The organism is Chloracidobacterium sp., assembly GCA_016715795.1.
Taxonomy (GTDB): Bacteria; Acidobacteriota; Blastocatellia; order Pyrinomonadales; family Pyrinomonadaceae; genus OLB17.
Genome location: JADJXP010000002.1, coordinates 325,488 through 341,183, shown reverse-complemented (window position 1 = coordinate 341,183; position 15,696 = coordinate 325,488). Strand labels below are relative to the sequence as shown.

The window sequence follows — 15,696 nt, the reverse complement described above, 5'->3', positions numbered from 1 at the left end:
CTATGCCATCGCCAGCATCGCCGCGGTGATGCGGTTGGCGGCGGCTTCGACCTTGTCCAGTTGGACCTTTATCTCGTCGATGCTGGTGGTCGAGAGGGCGTCTTCGGCTTCGTTGAGGATGCCGTTGATGGACTGCTGCTCCTCGAGCTCGAACGAGCGGCCGACCTCGGCCATCGCACGGCGGGCATTCTTGATGAGCGTGTCGAGCTTGTTCTTTTCGACGATCAGTTCCTTTTCGTCGCGGTCGCGTTCGATCGATGTCTCGGCCTCGATGATGAGCTTTTCGATCTCGTCGGGCGAGAGGCCGCTCGAAGGCGTGATCTGCATCGCCTGTTCGAGGCCGGTCATCTTGTCCTTGGCCGAAACGCTGACGATGCCGTTGGCGTCGATCTCGAACGAAACGTCGATCTGCGGCACACCGCGAGGGCTGGGCGGAATGCCGACCAGCTCGAATTTCGCGAGGCTGCGATTTGCGCTTGAGATCTCGCGTTCGCCCTGCAGGATGTGGATCTCGACCGACTGCTGATTATCGACGACGGTAGTGAACGTCATCGTGTTCTTGAGCGGGATCGTCGAGTTGCGCGAGATGAGCTTTACGAACAAGCCGCCGCGCGTTTCGAGGCCAAGTGACAGCGGCAGCACATCGAGCAGGACGATGTCCTTGACGTCGCCGGTCAGCACGCCGCCCTGAATGGCAGCACCCATCGCGACGACCTCGTCGGGATTGATCTCTGAGGAGGGCTCCTTGCCAAAGACCTCGGTCACCGTGCTCGTAATGATCGGCGAGCGCGTCTGGCCGCCGACGAGGATGACCTTGTCAATGTCGCTGGGCTGGAGCTTGGCGTCCCAAAGGGCTTTCTGGCACGGCTCGACCGACGATTCCACGAGGTCGCGGACAAGCTCCTCGAACTTGTCGCGGCTGAGCGTCATGTTGATGTGCTTAGGCCCGGAGGCGTCGGCGGCAATGAACGGAAGACTTACGTTGGTCTCGGCGACGCTCGATAGCTCGCACTTGGCACGCTCGGCCGCTTCCTTAAGACGCTGCAGGGCTAGGCGGTCGCCCTTCAGGTCGATGTTGTTCTCTTTCTTGAACTCCTCGACAAGCCATTCGATGATCCGTTGGTCAAAGTCCTCACCGCCGAGGAACGTGTTGCCCGACGTCGACAGCACCTCAAAGACGCCGTCATTGATCTCAAGGATCGAGATATCGAACGTGCCGCCGCCGAGGTCATACACGGCGACCTTCTCGGTCTTGCTCTTGCCAAATCCGTATGCGAGGGCCGCAGCCGTTGGCTCGTTAATGATGCGCTCGACCTCGAGGCCGGCGATCTTTCCGGCGTCTCGTGTGGCCTGACGCTGCATGTCGTCAAAGTAAGCGGGAACGGTGATGATCGCTTCGGTTATCTTGTCGCCAAGGAACTCTTCGGCCGCTAACTTGAGTCTTTGCAATACGATAGCCGATATCTCCGGCGGGCTGTAGATGCGGTCGAATACGCGAATGTGGGCGTCGCTATTCGGCGCTTTTACGATCTCGAATGGCACCGTCTCGCGCATCTTTTCGACCTCAGGCGAGTCGAATTTGCGGCCGATCAGGCGCTTTACGGCGTAGAGCGTATTTGCTGCGTTGGTCACGGCCTGGCGCTTGGCGATCTGCCCGACGAGGCGTTCGTCCTTGTCCGTAAAGCCGACGACCGACGGCGTCGTACGGCCGCCCTCTTTGTTCGAGATGATCTGGACCGAGCCGCCCTCGAGGACCGAGACGCAGCAATTCGTCGTGCCGAGATCAATACCGATTACTTTCCCCATAGCGTTGTGTGTTCCTTGTGTTATTTGGGAGCGAGAGAACTATTCACCGAGAGTCAAGACATCCGGCTCCAGGCCAAGATCATCGGAGCCCTTCGGTTCGGCCTCCGCCTCCGGCTTCTTTGCCGGAGCGGCTGACGTGGTCACCTTGACCATCGAGTGGCGGATAACGCGGTTGCCGATGCGATAGCCGCGAAGCATCTCTTCGAGGATCGTATTCGGCGGCATGTCGTCGCGGTCCTCCGCAGCGACGGCTTCGTGAAAATTCGGGTCAAATGTCTCGCCGACCGTCTTTATCGCCTCAACGCCCATACCGCCAAGCGTCTCGCGGACCTGCTTGTTAACGAGGACGATGCCATCAAAGAATTGCTGAAAATCATCGCTCTTTTTGCCGTCGAGCTTCTCAGCAGACTCGAGGGCCCGATCGAGATTGTCGATCGCGGGCAGCAGCTTTTCCGTCACGACGGCGACCTGGTCGATGTGGGAACCGCGACGCTCGCGATCCATCCGATACTTATAGTTCTGGAAATCCTTGAGCCGCTGATCGCTCTTTTCCTGGATGTCCTTTCGCTCATCTTTGAGCTCGACGACCTTCTCCTGCAGTGATTCGACCTCGCGCTGCAGTTCGTAAACGCGTGTCTTCAGGCCAGCCTGCTGCCTCGTTGCGGGCTCGGCTGTCGCGACGGCCGGGCCGCTGCTCTTCAATTCATCCTGCACAAAATCCGGCAGGTCCTGAGCTTCAAGATCGGAATCCTCGATCTCGATCTGAAGATCGGCCGTGATATGCAGATCCTTTTCTTTTTCCTCGAGTTCCCTGATGAAATCGTCGACCGACCCGACATCGTCCATGTCGAGTTCGTCGAGAGTTTCATCCGGCTTCGGGATCTGTTGGTTCTTCATTTGATTGCGGTGAGGGAGCGGTCAACCGCGAGAATTAGTTTCGTGAGGTGTCGGTGGACATCATTCTTTCAAGCGTGCGGGCGACATAGCTGACGATCGAGATCATCCGGCCATATTCGATCCGCGTCGGGCCCAGCACGGTCAGCGTGCCGACGGCCGAGCCGTTGCCGATGCGGTAAGGGGCCGAAACAAGTGAACAATGCTGCATCGACGTGTTGCGATTCTCGGTGCCAATTACGACCTGAACGTCGCCTTTGGCGCTTGAGTCGCGTTCGATGCATTCATTGAGTATCTGCATCAGCCGCGAGCGTTCGCCGATCGTGTGCAGAAGCTCACGCAGGCGTTCGAGGTCGGCAAAATCGCGTCCGGAGAGAATATTCGACGTACCGTCCACAAAGACCTCGCCGGCAGCATCGTCCTCGATCGTTTCCGAGCAAAGGATCACCGCCGTCTGAAGCAGATTGTCAAACAACGCCTTTTCCTCGTGCATGAGACGCATTATCTCGGCACGTATCTCGGCAAGGCTCTTCCCGGCAAACTCCGCGTTCAGATAGTTCGCGGTGCGTTCGAGTTCCTCTCGGGCAAAGGCCACGTTCAGCCGAATTATCTTGTTGTGAACGATATTCGGCGGCGAGACCAGCACGACGAGGACGCGATTGTCGGAAAGGTTGACAAACTCGATATGCTGCAGGCGATCACTCGCCAAACTAGGCGATACCACGATGCCCACATTATTAGAAAGAGCAGAGAGCAAGTGGGAAGTACGTTCCAACAGCCGGTCGGGCGTTTCGCCCGCGTCCATCGCATTCAGGCCGAATTCCTCACCTATGCGGAAGAGGTCGTCATTCGAAATGCTCAGCACGCCCAGCAGATTGTCAACGTAGAACCGATAGCCCTTATCCGTGGGAACTCGCCCTGCCGAGGTGTGAGGCTGTTCGACCAGCCCGATCTCCTCAAGCTCACTCATCACGTTGCGGATGGTCGCCGAACTCATCCCCGACTGGCGGGCGAATCGCTCGGCGAGCACCTTTGAACCGACCGGTTCACCGGTGACGAAGTGTTCGTTGATAATGGCTGTCAGAATGATCTGTCCGCGACTGTCGAGGTGCCTCACGGCCTCCTCATTGCCTGGGTTGCCGTCACGGGCGAGGTTCTGATCTCGGTGGGTTTGATGCATAGCCTGTCGGGGCGTATGCTGTTCCCATATAAAGGGATAGCATTTACCCGGCCAGAGTGTCAACAAAAATGTTTAATCCTGGTTATATTCGTTTTGCACAAAATAGGGCCGATACGTCCTATATGACCTGTTTGTCCCATTGTGATCGACCAAATCATCGCCTTCTATAACGAAGCCTACCGTTTTTACGACCCAAAACGGGCTGTGCCGCCGGTCCACGTTTCATTTTACCCGTATGTCGGCATAAATCATACGATACGCTTGCGCGGCGGCGAGGTCTATGTGCGGATCGGCACTGTTTGCAGCGATATGCCGCTGCCATGTCACCGAGGCCTCGCATACGTGCTCGTCGGCAAACTGCTGAGGAAGCGCATTCCGGCCGGGGCACGTGAGGTCTATGCCGCATATAGCAAGTCAGACGCGTTGCGCGAACGCGCGGCCGAGAGCAAACGCTCTCGGGGCCGCAAGGTCGTGACGAGTTCAAAAGGCTTGGTTTACGACCTCGATGAGATATTCGATGCGGTCAACGATAGGTATTTCAGGGGCGAGATCCCAAAACCGGCTCTCACATGGTCAGCCCGCAAGACCTATCGTATTCTCGGCCACCACGACGCGACGCACGATCACGTAGCCATCAGCCGCTCGCTCGACAGTGGCGACGTCCCGCGATACATCGTAGAATACGTCGTATTTCACGAGATGCTCCACATCGCCCACCCGACCAAACACATCAACGGCCGCCGCTACAACCACACGCCCGCGTTTAGGAGGGATGAGCGAAAGTTTGCACACTACGACGACGCCGAGAGATGGATAGAGCAAAACGTGCGCAAGCTCAAAAGGGCGGCAAAACGCAGGACCTGATCCGAAATAAGTTAAGAATTAAAAGTGATAAGTCGGCCTTAGCACTTTTCACCTATCACTTCTCACTTATTCCGGTATGTCAGCTAGCCTTCGCTCAACTGCGCGATCAACCAGCCGAAGAAGCCCAGATCCGAATTAATGCGACGTTCGGCGGTCGTTGCGGTGCGGCGGTCTTCGCGCTGATGGACGGTGTTGGGAGCTGTTGCGGTCTCGGTCCTACGCACGCCGAGGACGGCGACGACCTCTTCGGCGGTGAGCCCTTCGAGATCATCGAAGAATGAATCGACGAGTTCGGCCACAAGCTCATTTCCCTTCTCTACCGGTTGAGGCCGCGTAACTGAAAATCTGTCCTCGATTGCCGGACTAGCGGCACGCGAGACCCAGCTCAGGTCGCTCGCAGATGATCGGATAAGCTCCGGCAGCACCGCAACAACGCTTGAGCGAATATCCGGATCCTCGGTCGATTCAGCGGCAACCTTGACCGAAGCGAGACTTGCGATCTGAGCAACGCCGTCGGTCGATACATAACCGCGAGCCAGAGTGCCGGGCTCGGCGGCTTGAACCTTCCCCGTCGTGATAAGGCTCTCGGCCTCACCGCGGCGGACGGCGAGACATTTATCAATGGCGGTCTCGTCGTTGCCGAACCAGATGAGGCTATCGGTAACGAGGGCGTAAGCTTTTCGGCCGTCAGCGGCGGTCCATGTGAAGTACTTTCCGCCGTGCTTATCGCTTTTTTCGAGCTGTGGCTCAGCATTGTAGATGTCCCGGACGAAACTTCCGAGTTTGTGCTCGACAAAGGCCATGGCCTGATTGTTCCACGCGTGCGTATCAACAACGGCGACGAATCGCGGCCGCACTCTGCCGATGCTCTGTTCGTCGTTGACCTTTTCTTCGCTGGTCTCAAAGCCGGTGACCGCTACGGCGACCTGAACGCCTTTTAGGGCCGAAAAGTCGGGCTTGCTCGTCGCCACCTCAGTGAACGGTTTGCTGTCAACTATCGGCTGCAAAGCGGCCGCGAGGTCATTGGTCTCAAGATAAACAAGCGTCTCGGCCGGCACGAGCGTGCGCATGTCGGTGGGCTTGGCCGAGCAACCAGCAAGAGGAATTAACCACAGATAAACACAGAGAGACACAGATAGAACAATCGGAAGTCGTCGCCGTCCTGGCAGGCCGTGCTCATATCTGTGTTTATCCGTGTCCATCTGTGGTTTCAATTTCTTTATGCTAAAATCCACGCCAATATGACCAAGGTATTCAACACCGACATTTTACAGGGCAAAGTTGCTTTTGTAACAGGCGGCGGGACGGGCATCACTGGCGGCGTCGCGAGGGCGTTTGCAGAACACGGGGCAAAGCTCACCATCACGAGCCGGAAAGAAGAGAATCTCGCTGCGATGAAAGAGGCTGTCGAGGCATTTGGCGGCGAGTGTTTTACGGTTGCCGCTGATGTTCGCGAATATGACGCCGTCGAACGTGCCATTGCCGCGACCGTCGAGCACTACGGCAAGATCGACATAGTGGTGAACGGCGCGGCGGGCAACTTTTTGTGCGCGGCGGACCAATTGTCAGCGAACGGCTTTGGCACGGTCATCGATATCGACACCAAGGGCACGTTCAACGTCTCGCGCGCGGCATTCGATGCGTTAAAAGAGTCAAAAGGCCAGATCATCAATATCTCGGCGACGCTGCACTATCTCGCAACGCCGATGCAGATACACGTCTCGGCCGCCAAGGCCGGCGTCGACGCGATCACGCGAAACCTCTCGGTCGAATGGGGCCGTCACGGAGTGCGCGTCAACGGCATCGCACCGGGCCCGATCGAGGACACCGAAGGCATGAAACGCCTGCTGATGCCGGAATTGAAAGACAAACTTGTTCGCAAAATACCGATCGGCCGTTTTGGCCGCATCGCCGATATCGAGAACGCTGCGTTGTTCCTGGCATCCGACGCCGCGAGCTATGTTAACGGGGTGACGCTTGTCGTGGACGGCGGCAGCTGGCTCTTGGGAACGAGTCTGACCTAAGTCGCGTAGCGACGGTGTGACTGTAGCCGTGGGTTTCAACCCACGGACACCGAGCGAAGCCAAAACTCGTCGCGTCAGCGACGATTGAATCATCGTTTCGATGGGATCAACCGTAGCTGACGCGACGTATTCATGCGATCTGCCGTCCCGTGGGTTGAAACCCACACCTACAATCAGTTATCGCTACGCGATGTAAAGCCGGATGCTGCTGATCATAGACAATTACGATTCATTCACATATAACCTCGTCCAATATCTAGGGGAGTTCGAGACCGAGATGCGGGTCGTAATGAATGACGAGGTTACGGCCGATGAGATCGAGAACGAGTTCAAACCGACCCGTATCCTGATCTCGCCTGGGCCGGGGACGCCGGATACGGCGGGGACCACGCTTGGCGTGATCAAGAGATTCGCCGGGCGGCTGCCGATCCTTGGTGTCTGCTTAGGACATCAGGCGATAGGGCAGCATTTCGGCGGGCGTGTGGTTCGTGCTCCGATGCCCGTTCACGGCAAGCCAACGACAGTCAGGCATGACGGAAAGACCGTGTTCGCGGGAATACCGAATGGCTTTGCCGCCGGGCGTTATCATTCGCTTGTCGTAGATCGCGACGCGTGGCCCGCCGAGCTTGAGGTCTCAGCCGAATCGCCTGACGGCCTAGTCATGGGACTTAGGCACAAGACGCTCCCGATCGAAGGCGTGCAGTTCCATCCCGAGTCAATATTGACCGAGCACGGGAGAAAGTTATTGCAAAACTTCCTCTCTCTCTGACATAGTAAAACTAGGCGTTTCTCCCGCGTCCTCACGTCGTTCTGTGCCCTGTTATGTCCGCTTCCCGCTCAGATTGGCTTAAGTCTGCTCCGCTTGCCGCGACCAACGCAAAGGCGGACACGCCCCTGTTCCCGTATCTGGCCAAACTGGTCCGCGGTGAGGACCTGTCAACAGACGAAGCGGCGAAATTCTTCACCGCGATGACCAGCGGACAGTGTGGATCTAACCAGATCGCCGCCGCTCTGACCGCATTGACGGCGAAAGGCGAAACGCATGAGGAGCTCGCGGGCATGGCAAGCGTGATGCGTTCGCTTGCGGTCAAGATCCGCAGCCCGAAAGGCTCTGTCGATATCGCAGGGACCGGCTCGTCACCGACGAGAACATTCAGCGTCTCGACCGCCGCAGCATTCGTTGCCGCCGGCGCGGGCCTCGTCGTCGCCAAGCAGAGCAATCGCGGCATTACGACCAAGGCCGGCAGCACGGATGTGCTCAGCGAGTTGGGCGTCAAGATGACGGGCGAACCCGATGTTGCCCAGATGAGCCTGAGCGGAGTCGGGCTTTGCTTTATGTTTGCGCCTAAATTCTTCCCGGCTCTGCGTCGCCTTGCCGACGTCAGAAGTGCTCTCGGCTTGCGCACGTGCCTTAATATTCTCGGCCTGATGGCAAATCCGGCGGGCGTCAACCGCCAGCTTCTCGGCGTATGGCACCAGTCTCTGATCGAGCCCATGACTCGTGCGCTGTCGATGCTCAAAAGCGAAATGGCATGGGTCGTTCACGGGCACGACGGCCTCGATGAGGTGACGCTCACAGGCAAGACGTTCGTCGGTGCCGTAAAGGGCGGCGATATCCGTGCATATACTATCTCACCAGGCGATTTCGGGCTGAAGCCCGGAAAGATCGATCACCTCAGGACCGCCAACGCAAAAGAAAGTGCTGCGATCATCCGAGACGTACTCGCAGGCAAACGCCGTGACGAGGCGCGTTCGCTGATCGTCCTAAACGCCGCAGCAGCCCTCGTTATCGGCGGCCTCGCACCTGATCCGATGCACGCCGCGCGCCTCGCCGAACGCTCGATCGACAGCGGCATGGCCCAGAATAAGCTCGACCGCCTGGTCCAGGTAACGAACAAAAAACCAAGCTAATTGTTAATTAGTAATTGTTAATTAATAATTATCAGCGATGCTCGCATTGCTGGCCTTTGTCTTCACTAGGATCGTCGGTCTCCGCAATCGGCTCTATGACCGCGCATTGATCGAGAGCTTCGATCTCGGCGCACGCACCATTAGCATCGGGAACATTACGGCCGGCGGCACGGGGAAGACGCCTCTGGTCGCGCATGTCGCCGGTATTCTGACGGATCGTGGCGAGAAGGTCTGCATCCTGACTCGCGGCTACGGACGACGCGACCCAAAGGATCGTGTGCTCGTGTCCGATGGCGAAAGCGTGCTCGTCGATGCCACGACCGGCGGCGATGAGCCGGTCGAACTGGCACAAAAGCTGTTCGGCAAAGGCGTCATCATCATTGCCGACGCTGACCGCGTTGCCGCTGCCGAATGGGCCAAGCGAAAATTCGGCGTGACGGCATTTGTATTGGACGACGGCTTTCAGCACAGACGTGCCAAACGAGACGTGGATATCGTCTGCATCGACGCGACCAGCCCATTTGGCGGCGGAAAGATGCTGCCGGCGGGCCGGCTGCGTGAGCCGCTTGAGAATCTGAGCCGTGCCGACGTTATTGTCATCACCCGCAGCGACCTCGTCGAGAACATCTCAGATCTAAGGTCTCAAGTTTCAAATTGTGCTCCCGGTGCCGCCGTATTTGAATCCCGGACCAAGATCAACGGCTTCACTACACTCGACGGTGCACCGGCCGAGTCGCCGGATCGTCCGGTGTTCGGCTTTTGTGGACTTGGCAATCCGGAAGGTTTCCTTGAGCAGCTTCGACGTGCAGACATGCAGTTAGCCGGAACCAAGGTATTTGCCGATCATTATTGGTATTCGCAGCACGACGTTGATGAGGTTGCTCAGGCGGCGAGAAGTGTTGGTGCGGACGTACTGATAACAACCGCTAAGGACGCGGTGAGTCTTTCCGAGTTTAAGTTTGAGATGCCGTGCCTTGTGGTTGGGATCGAGGTTGTGATCGAGCGATCTGAAGAATTCGAGTCGCTGTTGTAAGCGGCACACTCCCTACTGGTCGTGTTTCCGCCTGTCTTCCGGTCCATCTTTGCCGCCCCAGTAGAAGGCCCTTACGACAAGGACATAGACCAGGAGACATATCCCAAGCAGCACAAAGAAGAAGACGATGAGCCATGCAAGAGGTGACATCTACGCGGCCTCCTCTGGCGCGGCGTCGGCTTCCTCGATGAGGTCCGTCATGATGCCTCGGCTGCCGCGATGTTCGACGACATGGCGATAGATGACCGTTGCGACGGCAACAATAGGAATAGATAGAAACACGCCCGGAATGCCGGCGACCTGTTCACCTGCAAGCACTGACAGAATTATCGCAAGCGGATGCAGATGGATGCCGCCCCTGACGATCCGCGGATACGTGACGTAGTCGTGCGTAATTCTCAGCACGATGAGAAAAATGGCGGCGTAGAGGGCCTTCCACGGATCGGCCGACAGCGCGGCTGTCGATACAACGATAATGCCGATCGTAAGCGGCCCGAGTAGCGGAACGAACTCAAATATCCCGGCGAGAATACCGAGCAGCAGAGCATATTTTAAGCCGAGAAGATAAAAGCCGAGTGTGCAGACGGCTGCTATCAGGATGCACGAGATGAGTTGTGCCCGCGTGTAGGCCGCAAGCGTCGTGTTCACGTCAGCCAGCACGAGTTCGGCCCGCGCTCGCCATCGGCCCGCGGGAAAGAGCCGTAGGACGCCGAGCCGGAATTGGTTGACATCCTTGAGGAAGAAGAACGCCAACACCGGTATCAGGATGAACCACGGCAGATATGTGACAAGCGCGAGCACGAATCCGCCAAGCGCGGTTGTAATGCCTCCGCCAAGTTCGGTGACCTTTTCATTGATCTTCACCTGAACCTCATCGGGGATCCTCAGCCTTTCATATCGATGCGCAAATTCCTCAGCGCTCTTTCGAAATGATTGGCCGTAGGCCGGCAGATTCGACCCGAACTCTTTAGCCTGCTCGACGACGCGCGGTGCGATATTCGAGATCGCAATTCCAAGAACGGTAAAAACGAAAAGATACGCAAGAACGATCGCCAGCGAACGCGGCATCAGACGCTCTCGGCCGCGGTCCTTGAATGGGCGTCGTATTATCCTGACGATCGGATCGATCAGATAAGCGAAGAATACGGACAGGACGATGATGAAGAACAGGTACGTAAGGGCACCTATCACGGCCTGCAGCCAACCTGCGACAAAGAGCAGCAGCAGCGTTACCAGCACAACACGGACTATCGATCGAATCGTCGGCGTTGCTGCATCGAGATAGACGCGGCGGGCCGACTGCTGCCGTTCGCGCAGGCGACGCCTGGACTGTGGCGGTTCAGATTCGGGCTCTTTTAGCCTAGGCATAAACTGTGTCTAATATACGCTATTTCGCTGCCGAATTTGTGTTGACCGGCAACAACGGAGGCGAATAGTTCTCAACCGCAAAACGGTCGAAGAGCACGAACATATTCTTTGGCGGAATTGCGTAATTCGAGCCGATCACGACTGCCCTGTCTTCGTCCGATGTGACACGGCGATTGGCATCGGCCGTTTGAAGCCGCACGATGCCGCGATCTTCCGCGTCGAACTTCTGTCCGTCTTTTCGCCGTAGAACATAGATGAACGTGAACCCGGCGGTCCGCATCTCGTCGATGTCCCTTTCGATGGTCGTCTTTACCGGTTCCACGTTAGCTTGCCCGGGCGTCTCGCGGCCCGACTTTAGCACACGCTCGTTCGCCCCGCAGCCGGCACAGCAGGCAGTCATCAGAGCAGTTGCGATGAAGTGCTTGACCATTGTATATGAAAGTAGCTGTTAGCTCTTAGCTGTCAGTTATTAGCCGGAGGCCTAATTCTCTGCGTCCGGCTCGGCATTGAGATTCGGTTCGTTTGCTTCTTCCTGATCGAGGGCCTGTTTTTCCTCTTCGGTCTCCGGCGGCTCGTCCTTGGCCTCATCCGGCGGCAAACCTTTTTCTACACGGATCCGGAGCAGACGCGCGTCGGCGTCCTCATAGATCGTCTCAGCCCAGCCGCTTTCGAGCATCTTGGCGATCATGTCCGTGTTCTCTTTCGCGTCGGCAAAGACGTAATTCGCACCAAATTTATCGCGTATCTGCGGCGCCGGATCGTCAACCTTGCCCTCGGTCAGGTCCTTGAGCAATTTGTACAGGTCGGGATTCTCGGTGTAGAGATAATTCGGATCGAGCCCGTAAACGTATCGGTGCTTGGTGTTGTAAAAGAAAAGCTTTGGGAAATCGTCCCAGGTGCAGTTAAAGATGATCTCACCCGGCGGAATGTTATCGGCACCCGTTTCGTCGAGGCCTGTCGCCCACTGCATTGCACGCTCGTATTTGTCCGCAGGCTCATTCGAGGTGATGTTGTCGATCATCCCCGCTTCGTCAAAGCCCCAACGGTGCAGGCCAATGAGGTTGTAAAACCAGAAAACGCACAGCACGATGCCGATCACCCAAGGCGCGGCCCGCTTGGCGGAATATATCCATGCCTCGCGTTCGGTCGTTTTTGGCGCATCCAAATACGGGTCGATCTCGCGGCGAAATTCCTCGGGCAACTCGATTGTCGTAGGCCTCGTGAATGCGTTCCACGCAAACGCGAGAAATAGTATCGCGAACGGCGGGAAATACTCGGCGAACCGTTTGGAGCGAAACTGCGCCGTAAACAGTATCGTCGTGAACATCAGAAAGAACGCCGCTTTCTCAGGCAGCTTACTTCCGCGCGGAACGAACAGGATGTAGCCGATCAGCATCGCGAGCATCGCGACAGGAAAGTTCATCAGCAGTTCCATTCCCGAATACGGATACCACTCGCCGCCGACGGCGACGGCAAAGTCGCTTCCGACCTTAAACTTTGTCCAGAAATGCTCGGTAAAGAGATACAGGTTATTCGGAAAATACGGATTGATGATGTTGCCGAGCACCATTCCGGCTCCCGTAAATGCCAGCGGTCGCCATTCAAAAATGCGTTCGTTCCAAGCAATGATGATCGTCCAAATGATCGCGGCAAAAAGCAGCAGCGGAAACAGGCTGTATGTCCACACGAACGCGAACATCAGCGGCAGCAGCCATTTGTAATTCCGCTGGAAGAGCAAATGAATGCCGAGCACCGTGATGATGATGGTCAGCGGCGGCGCCTTTGCCATGTTCATCCGGTAGTAAAAGGCGTTCGAGCAGACGAGGATCGCCGCAAGCCAGATCAACTGGTGCTTGATGTCATAGCGATAGATCAGCCAGTAGACCGAAAAGATCGCCAGCGTCGCAAATGTTACAGTCGCTACTTTCGCTGCGGTTACGGCCTCAAAGATCCAGAGGAACGGTATCTGGAGCAGGTGAAAGAGGAAATGATGATCGGCGTAATCTCGTGGGTTGAGCACCGTCAGCGGTAGCCATTCAAAGGTCGGGAGCCACTTGAACTGCTTGAAGTTCTCCCACAGCAGCGATGACCATTTGATGTGATAATAGCCGTCCCAATCGCCGCAACAGACGGCACTCGTGCGAGTCTGGAGAAACGTCATCACCATCAGGATCGCCAGAAACCCGAAGATCAGGTAAATGACACGGACGGCCTGCTCCGTCTCAAGGAATTCGGCCCAGGTCTGCTTTTTCGGTGGCGCAGCCGGCGAAGCGTCTGCCGTTTCGATCACGTTTTCGTCCATCTTGGGCAAGTGGATAATTGACAGTTGATAATGGACAATGAAGACGAGAGATCACATTGTCGCTCGATGTCCATTGTCCATTGTCCATTGTCCATTGTCCATTCATGATATATCCAAAGGGAAACCTATTCATCCCGGCATCGCACGGACGGCTCGAGGCGATGTTGAAAGAGCCGACCGGCGAACGTCACGGGGCCGGGCTGGTTTGCCATCCCCATCCGCTCGGCGGCGGGACGATGCATAATAAGGTCGTGTTTCGCGTTGCTTCAGGACTGGTCGATGCGGGGCTGGCGACGTTGAAATTCAATTTTCGCGGCGTCGGAGCATCGACAGGCGAACACAACGACGTCGAGGGCGGCGTTGAGGACGTTCGCGATGCGTTGAATTACCTCGCAGGCGAGTACCCTAATGACGACATCACGCTTGCCGGATTCTCATTCGGTTCGCGCACGGGAATGGAGGTCGGCATGAGCGATGACCGCGTCAAACGTCTCATCTCGGTCGGCACGCCGGTCGAGAAGTATCTGGATTATGACTTTCTGGTTGACGTAACGAAGCCGATACTATTTGTTCATGGAGATAAGGACGAGTTCTGCTCGGTTGCGAGCTTGCGGGCCCTAACGAGTCGCATACCGCACGCAGAAGTTATTGTTCTTGAGAATTGTGGACACTTTTTTGACGAGCACCTGAGTGAACTCCGAGATACGGTAATGATATGGACGGAGGGGCAGATCCGGGATAAGTGAGAAGTGATATGTGACAAGTGAGAAGTTACCTTATAACTTATCACGTATCACTTTTGCCCAATTCGGAGTGATCTCAAATGGAAACAGAGGTTCGAGACGCAGCTATCCGCCTGACCATGATGCCGAGGGACACTAATGCCCATGGCACGGTATTTGGCGGCATTATTTTGAGTTACATCGACGTCGCCGGCGGCGTCGAAGCGATCAGGCATACGCGGCACAATCGATTTGTGACCGTCGCGATGAAAGAGGTGATATTTCACGAACCTGTATTCATCGGTGACCTCGTTAGCTTTTACGCAAAGACGATTCGCGTCGGCAACACGTCGATCACGATCCACGTCGACGTCGAGGCTGAACGCTTTGGCACGCCCGGCGTCATTGTCAAGGTGACCGAGGCCGAGGTCGTCTTTGTAGCGATCAACGAGAAGCAGGAGAAAGTAAAGATCGGAAAGAGCTAACCACGCAGCGCTTGTTAATCGAAGCGGCACTTCCAAGCGGCTGTTTTTTTGATCTGCCCGCGTAGGATAGAATAGAGGTACGGAGGGAGTTTTTAATGCCAAATGTGACGGCCGAAACGGCCACGGGAACAGTTTCATTTGACGCGCCGGCGGGCAAAAAGCTCGTGCTGGCGATCGAGGACAGCGGGATCGACATACTTCACCGCTGCGGCGGCAACATGCGCTGCACGACCTGCCGCGTCGAGGTTTTATCGGACAACGTCGGTGAGCGGAACGAGGACGAGCAGGCGATATTATCGACTAAGGACGGCATCAGCGATATTACACGCCTGTCTTGCCAGATCAGGCTGAGCGAGGACATTCACGTCCGCGTGATCAACCAGGCAAGCGTCGCGGGCATTGATCCCGGAACGAGACCTGAGGATTAGAATGCATATTAATTACTAATTACTAATCTATAAATTATTAATTAGAGACAAGGAGAGAGCGATGGGAACAACCACTACTTACACGGCAAAGACATTCGACCTGAGCGACCTAAATGGCATCTCGAACGAGACGCTGGCGATGCACTTTAAGCTCTATGAGGGCTATGTCGCGAATACCAACACTTACAACCAGCGTATCGCCGACTTGATCGGTTCGGGTGAACTTGATGCCACGCAGGTTGCGGCATACAGCGAGCTCAAACGCCGATTCGGCTTTGAATACAACGGCATGGTGCTGCACCAGTATTACTTCGAAAACATGCAGAAGCACGGCACGGGCGACCCTTCGACGGGCGATGCGTTCATCAACGCGGCCGAGGCGAGCTTTGGTAGTTACGATGTCTGGAAGGCCGATTTTGTCACGACCGGCAAGATGCGCGGCGTCGGCTGGGCCGCCTGCTATCAGGATCCGTCCAGCGGCGCGATCTCAAACCACTGGATCGACCTTCACGAGACCGGCAACGTCGCCGGCTTTACGCCGATCCTCATCATGGACGTGTGGGAGCATGCATGGATCAAGGACTACGCCCCGGCCGACCGGCCCAAATATATCGAGGCGTTCTTCTCGAACATCAACTGGTCGGTCGTCAATTCGCGGCTCGGCTAGCCGGTCGGAATA

The 15,696-nt window shown here is 56.5% G+C and carries 17 protein-coding genes; 9 read left to right on the top strand and 8 right to left on the bottom strand.

All coding sequences use genetic code 11. The annotated features are described in order from the left end of the window. Genes dnaK through hrcA form a run of 3 tightly spaced genes read right to left on the bottom strand, consistent with a single transcriptional unit; the run spans position 1 to position 3,880 of the window. Positions 1-1,806 (bottom strand): molecular chaperone DnaK, encoded by a 1,806-nt coding sequence (gene dnaK, locus IPM59_06645; GenBank protein MBK9215266.1) that lies wholly within the window; start codon positions 1,804-1,806, stop codon positions 1-3. Between the two features lie 39 nt (positions 1,807-1,845). After that, on the bottom strand, positions 1,846-2,703 hold the full coding sequence (grpE, locus tag IPM59_06640; protein ID MBK9215265.1) for a nucleotide exchange factor GrpE: 858 nt from the start codon (positions 2,701-2,703) through the stop codon (positions 1,846-1,848). Positions 2,704-2,737: 34 nt separating this feature from the next. Further along, positions 2,738-3,880, bottom strand: coding sequence for a heat-inducible transcription repressor HrcA (gene hrcA / locus IPM59_06635; protein MBK9215264.1), 1,143 nt, complete (start codon positions 3,878-3,880; stop codon positions 2,738-2,740). A gap of 141 nt (positions 3,881-4,021) precedes the next feature. Here hrcA and IPM59_06630 point away from each other — a divergent pair, with 141 nt between their 5' ends. Next, a complete protein-coding gene (locus IPM59_06630; protein MBK9215263.1) occupies positions 4,022-4,744 on the top strand; it encodes a M48 family metallopeptidase in 723 nt (240 codons plus the stop codon). An 83-nt stretch (positions 4,745-4,827) separates the two neighbouring features. On the opposite strand, the gene IPM59_06625 is transcribed toward IPM59_06630, so the two are convergent. Continuing rightward, positions 4,828-5,814 carry a hypothetical protein gene (locus IPM59_06625; GenBank protein MBK9215262.1) on the bottom strand — a complete coding sequence of 329 codons (987 nt, stop codon included), beginning with the start codon at positions 5,812-5,814 and terminating at the stop codon, positions 4,828-4,830. 171 nt (positions 5,815-5,985) lie between these two features. On the opposite strand from IPM59_06625, the gene IPM59_06620 reads away from it, so the two are divergent. From IPM59_06620 to lpxK, 4 genes are all read left to right on the top strand, one after another. Further along, positions 5,986-6,768 carry an SDR family oxidoreductase gene (locus IPM59_06620; protein MBK9215261.1) on the top strand — a complete coding sequence of 261 codons (783 nt, stop codon included), beginning with the start codon at positions 5,986-5,988 and terminating at the stop codon, positions 6,766-6,768. Between the two features lie 202 nt (positions 6,769-6,970). Continuing rightward, positions 6,971-7,537 carry an aminodeoxychorismate/anthranilate synthase component II gene (locus tag IPM59_06615; protein MBK9215260.1) on the top strand — a complete coding sequence of 189 codons (567 nt, stop codon included), beginning with the start codon at positions 6,971-6,973 and terminating at the stop codon, positions 7,535-7,537. A gap of 53 nt (positions 7,538-7,590) precedes the next feature. Beyond that, on the top strand, positions 7,591-8,679 hold the full coding sequence (gene trpD, locus IPM59_06610) for an anthranilate phosphoribosyltransferase (protein MBK9215259.1): 1,089 nt from the start codon (positions 7,591-7,593) through the stop codon (positions 8,677-8,679). 37 nt (positions 8,680-8,716) lie between these two features. Beyond that, positions 8,717-9,712 carry a tetraacyldisaccharide 4'-kinase gene (gene lpxK, locus IPM59_06605; protein MBK9215258.1) on the top strand — a complete coding sequence of 332 codons (996 nt, stop codon included), beginning with the start codon at positions 8,717-8,719 and terminating at the stop codon, positions 9,710-9,712. A 12-nt stretch (positions 9,713-9,724) separates the two neighbouring features. Here lpxK and IPM59_06600 read toward each other — a convergent pair whose 3' ends face one another. From IPM59_06600 to IPM59_06585, 4 genes are read right to left on the bottom strand one after another with little or no spacing between them, the layout of a single operon-like run. Beyond that, positions 9,725-9,862 (bottom strand): hypothetical protein, encoded by a 138-nt coding sequence (locus IPM59_06600; GenBank protein MBK9215257.1) that lies wholly within the window; start codon positions 9,860-9,862, stop codon positions 9,725-9,727. Continuing rightward, positions 9,863-11,080 carry an AI-2E family transporter gene (locus IPM59_06595; GenBank protein ID MBK9215256.1) on the bottom strand — a complete coding sequence of 406 codons (1,218 nt, stop codon included), beginning with the start codon at positions 11,078-11,080 and terminating at the stop codon, positions 9,863-9,865. It lies immediately after the preceding gene. A gap of 19 nt (positions 11,081-11,099) precedes the next feature. After that, positions 11,100-11,510: a hypothetical protein gene (locus tag IPM59_06590; GenBank protein MBK9215255.1), complete on the bottom strand. Its 411-nt coding sequence runs from the start codon at positions 11,508-11,510 to the stop codon at positions 11,100-11,102. A 51-nt stretch (positions 11,511-11,561) separates the two neighbouring features. Continuing rightward, entirely contained in the window at positions 11,562-13,382 is a 1,821-nt protein-coding gene (locus tag IPM59_06585) for a hypothetical protein (GenBank protein ID MBK9215254.1), read from the bottom strand. 104 nt (positions 13,383-13,486) lie between these two features. Here IPM59_06585 and IPM59_06580 point away from each other — a divergent pair, with 104 nt between their 5' ends. From IPM59_06580 to IPM59_06565, 4 genes are all read left to right on the top strand, one after another. Beyond that, positions 13,487-14,128 (top strand): alpha/beta fold hydrolase, encoded by a 642-nt coding sequence (locus IPM59_06580; GenBank protein ID MBK9215253.1) that lies wholly within the window; start codon positions 13,487-13,489, stop codon positions 14,126-14,128. Between the two features lie 119 nt (positions 14,129-14,247). Beyond that, positions 14,248-14,589, top strand: a complete 342-nt coding sequence (locus tag IPM59_06575; GenBank protein ID MBK9215252.1) for an acyl-CoA thioesterase — start codon at positions 14,248-14,250, stop codon at positions 14,587-14,589. A 95-nt stretch (positions 14,590-14,684) separates the two neighbouring features. Continuing rightward, positions 14,685-15,017, top strand: coding sequence for a (2Fe-2S)-binding protein (locus IPM59_06570; protein ID MBK9215251.1), 333 nt, complete (start codon positions 14,685-14,687; stop codon positions 15,015-15,017). Between the two features lie 61 nt (positions 15,018-15,078). Then, entirely contained in the window at positions 15,079-15,684 is a 606-nt protein-coding gene (locus IPM59_06565; protein MBK9215250.1) for a superoxide dismutase, read from the top strand. Positions 15,685-15,696 lie beyond the last annotated feature (12 nt).

Coding starts and splice junctions, on each gene's coding strand:
- hrcA (MBK9215264.1), bottom strand. CDS start 3,880: ATGCATCAAACCCACCGAGATCAGAACCTCGCCCGTGACGGCAACCCA.
- IPM59_06600 (MBK9215257.1), bottom strand. CDS start 9,862: ATGTCACCTCTTGCATGGCTCATCGTCTTCTTCTTTGTGCTGCTTGGG.
- IPM59_06575 (MBK9215252.1), top strand. CDS start 14,248: ATGCCGAGGGACACTAATGCCCATGGCACGGTATTTGGCGGCATTATT.
- dnaK (MBK9215266.1), bottom strand. CDS start 1,806: ATGGGGAAAGTAATCGGTATTGATCTCGGCACGACGAATTGCTGCGTC.
- IPM59_06580 (MBK9215253.1), top strand. CDS start 13,487: ATGATATATCCAAAGGGAAACCTATTCATCCCGGCATCGCACGGACGG.
- IPM59_06585 (MBK9215254.1), bottom strand. CDS start 13,382: ATGGACGAAAACGTGATCGAAACGGCAGACGCTTCGCCGGCTGCGCCA.
- IPM59_06570 (MBK9215251.1), top strand. CDS start 14,685: ATGCCAAATGTGACGGCCGAAACGGCCACGGGAACAGTTTCATTTGAC.
- IPM59_06615 (MBK9215260.1), top strand. CDS start 6,971: ATGCTGCTGATCATAGACAATTACGATTCATTCACATATAACCTCGTC.
- IPM59_06595 (MBK9215256.1), bottom strand. CDS start 11,080: ATGCCTAGGCTAAAAGAGCCCGAATCTGAACCGCCACAGTCCAGGCGT.
- trpD (MBK9215259.1), top strand. CDS start 7,591: ATGTCCGCTTCCCGCTCAGATTGGCTTAAGTCTGCTCCGCTTGCCGCG.
- lpxK (MBK9215258.1), top strand. CDS start 8,717: ATGCTCGCATTGCTGGCCTTTGTCTTCACTAGGATCGTCGGTCTCCGC.
- IPM59_06620 (MBK9215261.1), top strand. CDS start 5,986: ATGACCAAGGTATTCAACACCGACATTTTACAGGGCAAAGTTGCTTTT.
- grpE (MBK9215265.1), bottom strand. CDS start 2,703: ATGAAGAACCAACAGATCCCGAAGCCGGATGAAACTCTCGACGAACTC.
- IPM59_06625 (MBK9215262.1), bottom strand. CDS start 5,814: ATGCGCACGCTCGTGCCGGCCGAGACGCTTGTTTATCTTGAGACCAAT.
- IPM59_06565 (MBK9215250.1), top strand. CDS start 15,079: ATGGGAACAACCACTACTTACACGGCAAAGACATTCGACCTGAGCGAC.
- IPM59_06590 (MBK9215255.1), bottom strand. CDS start 11,510: ATGGTCAAGCACTTCATCGCAACTGCTCTGATGACTGCCTGCTGTGCC.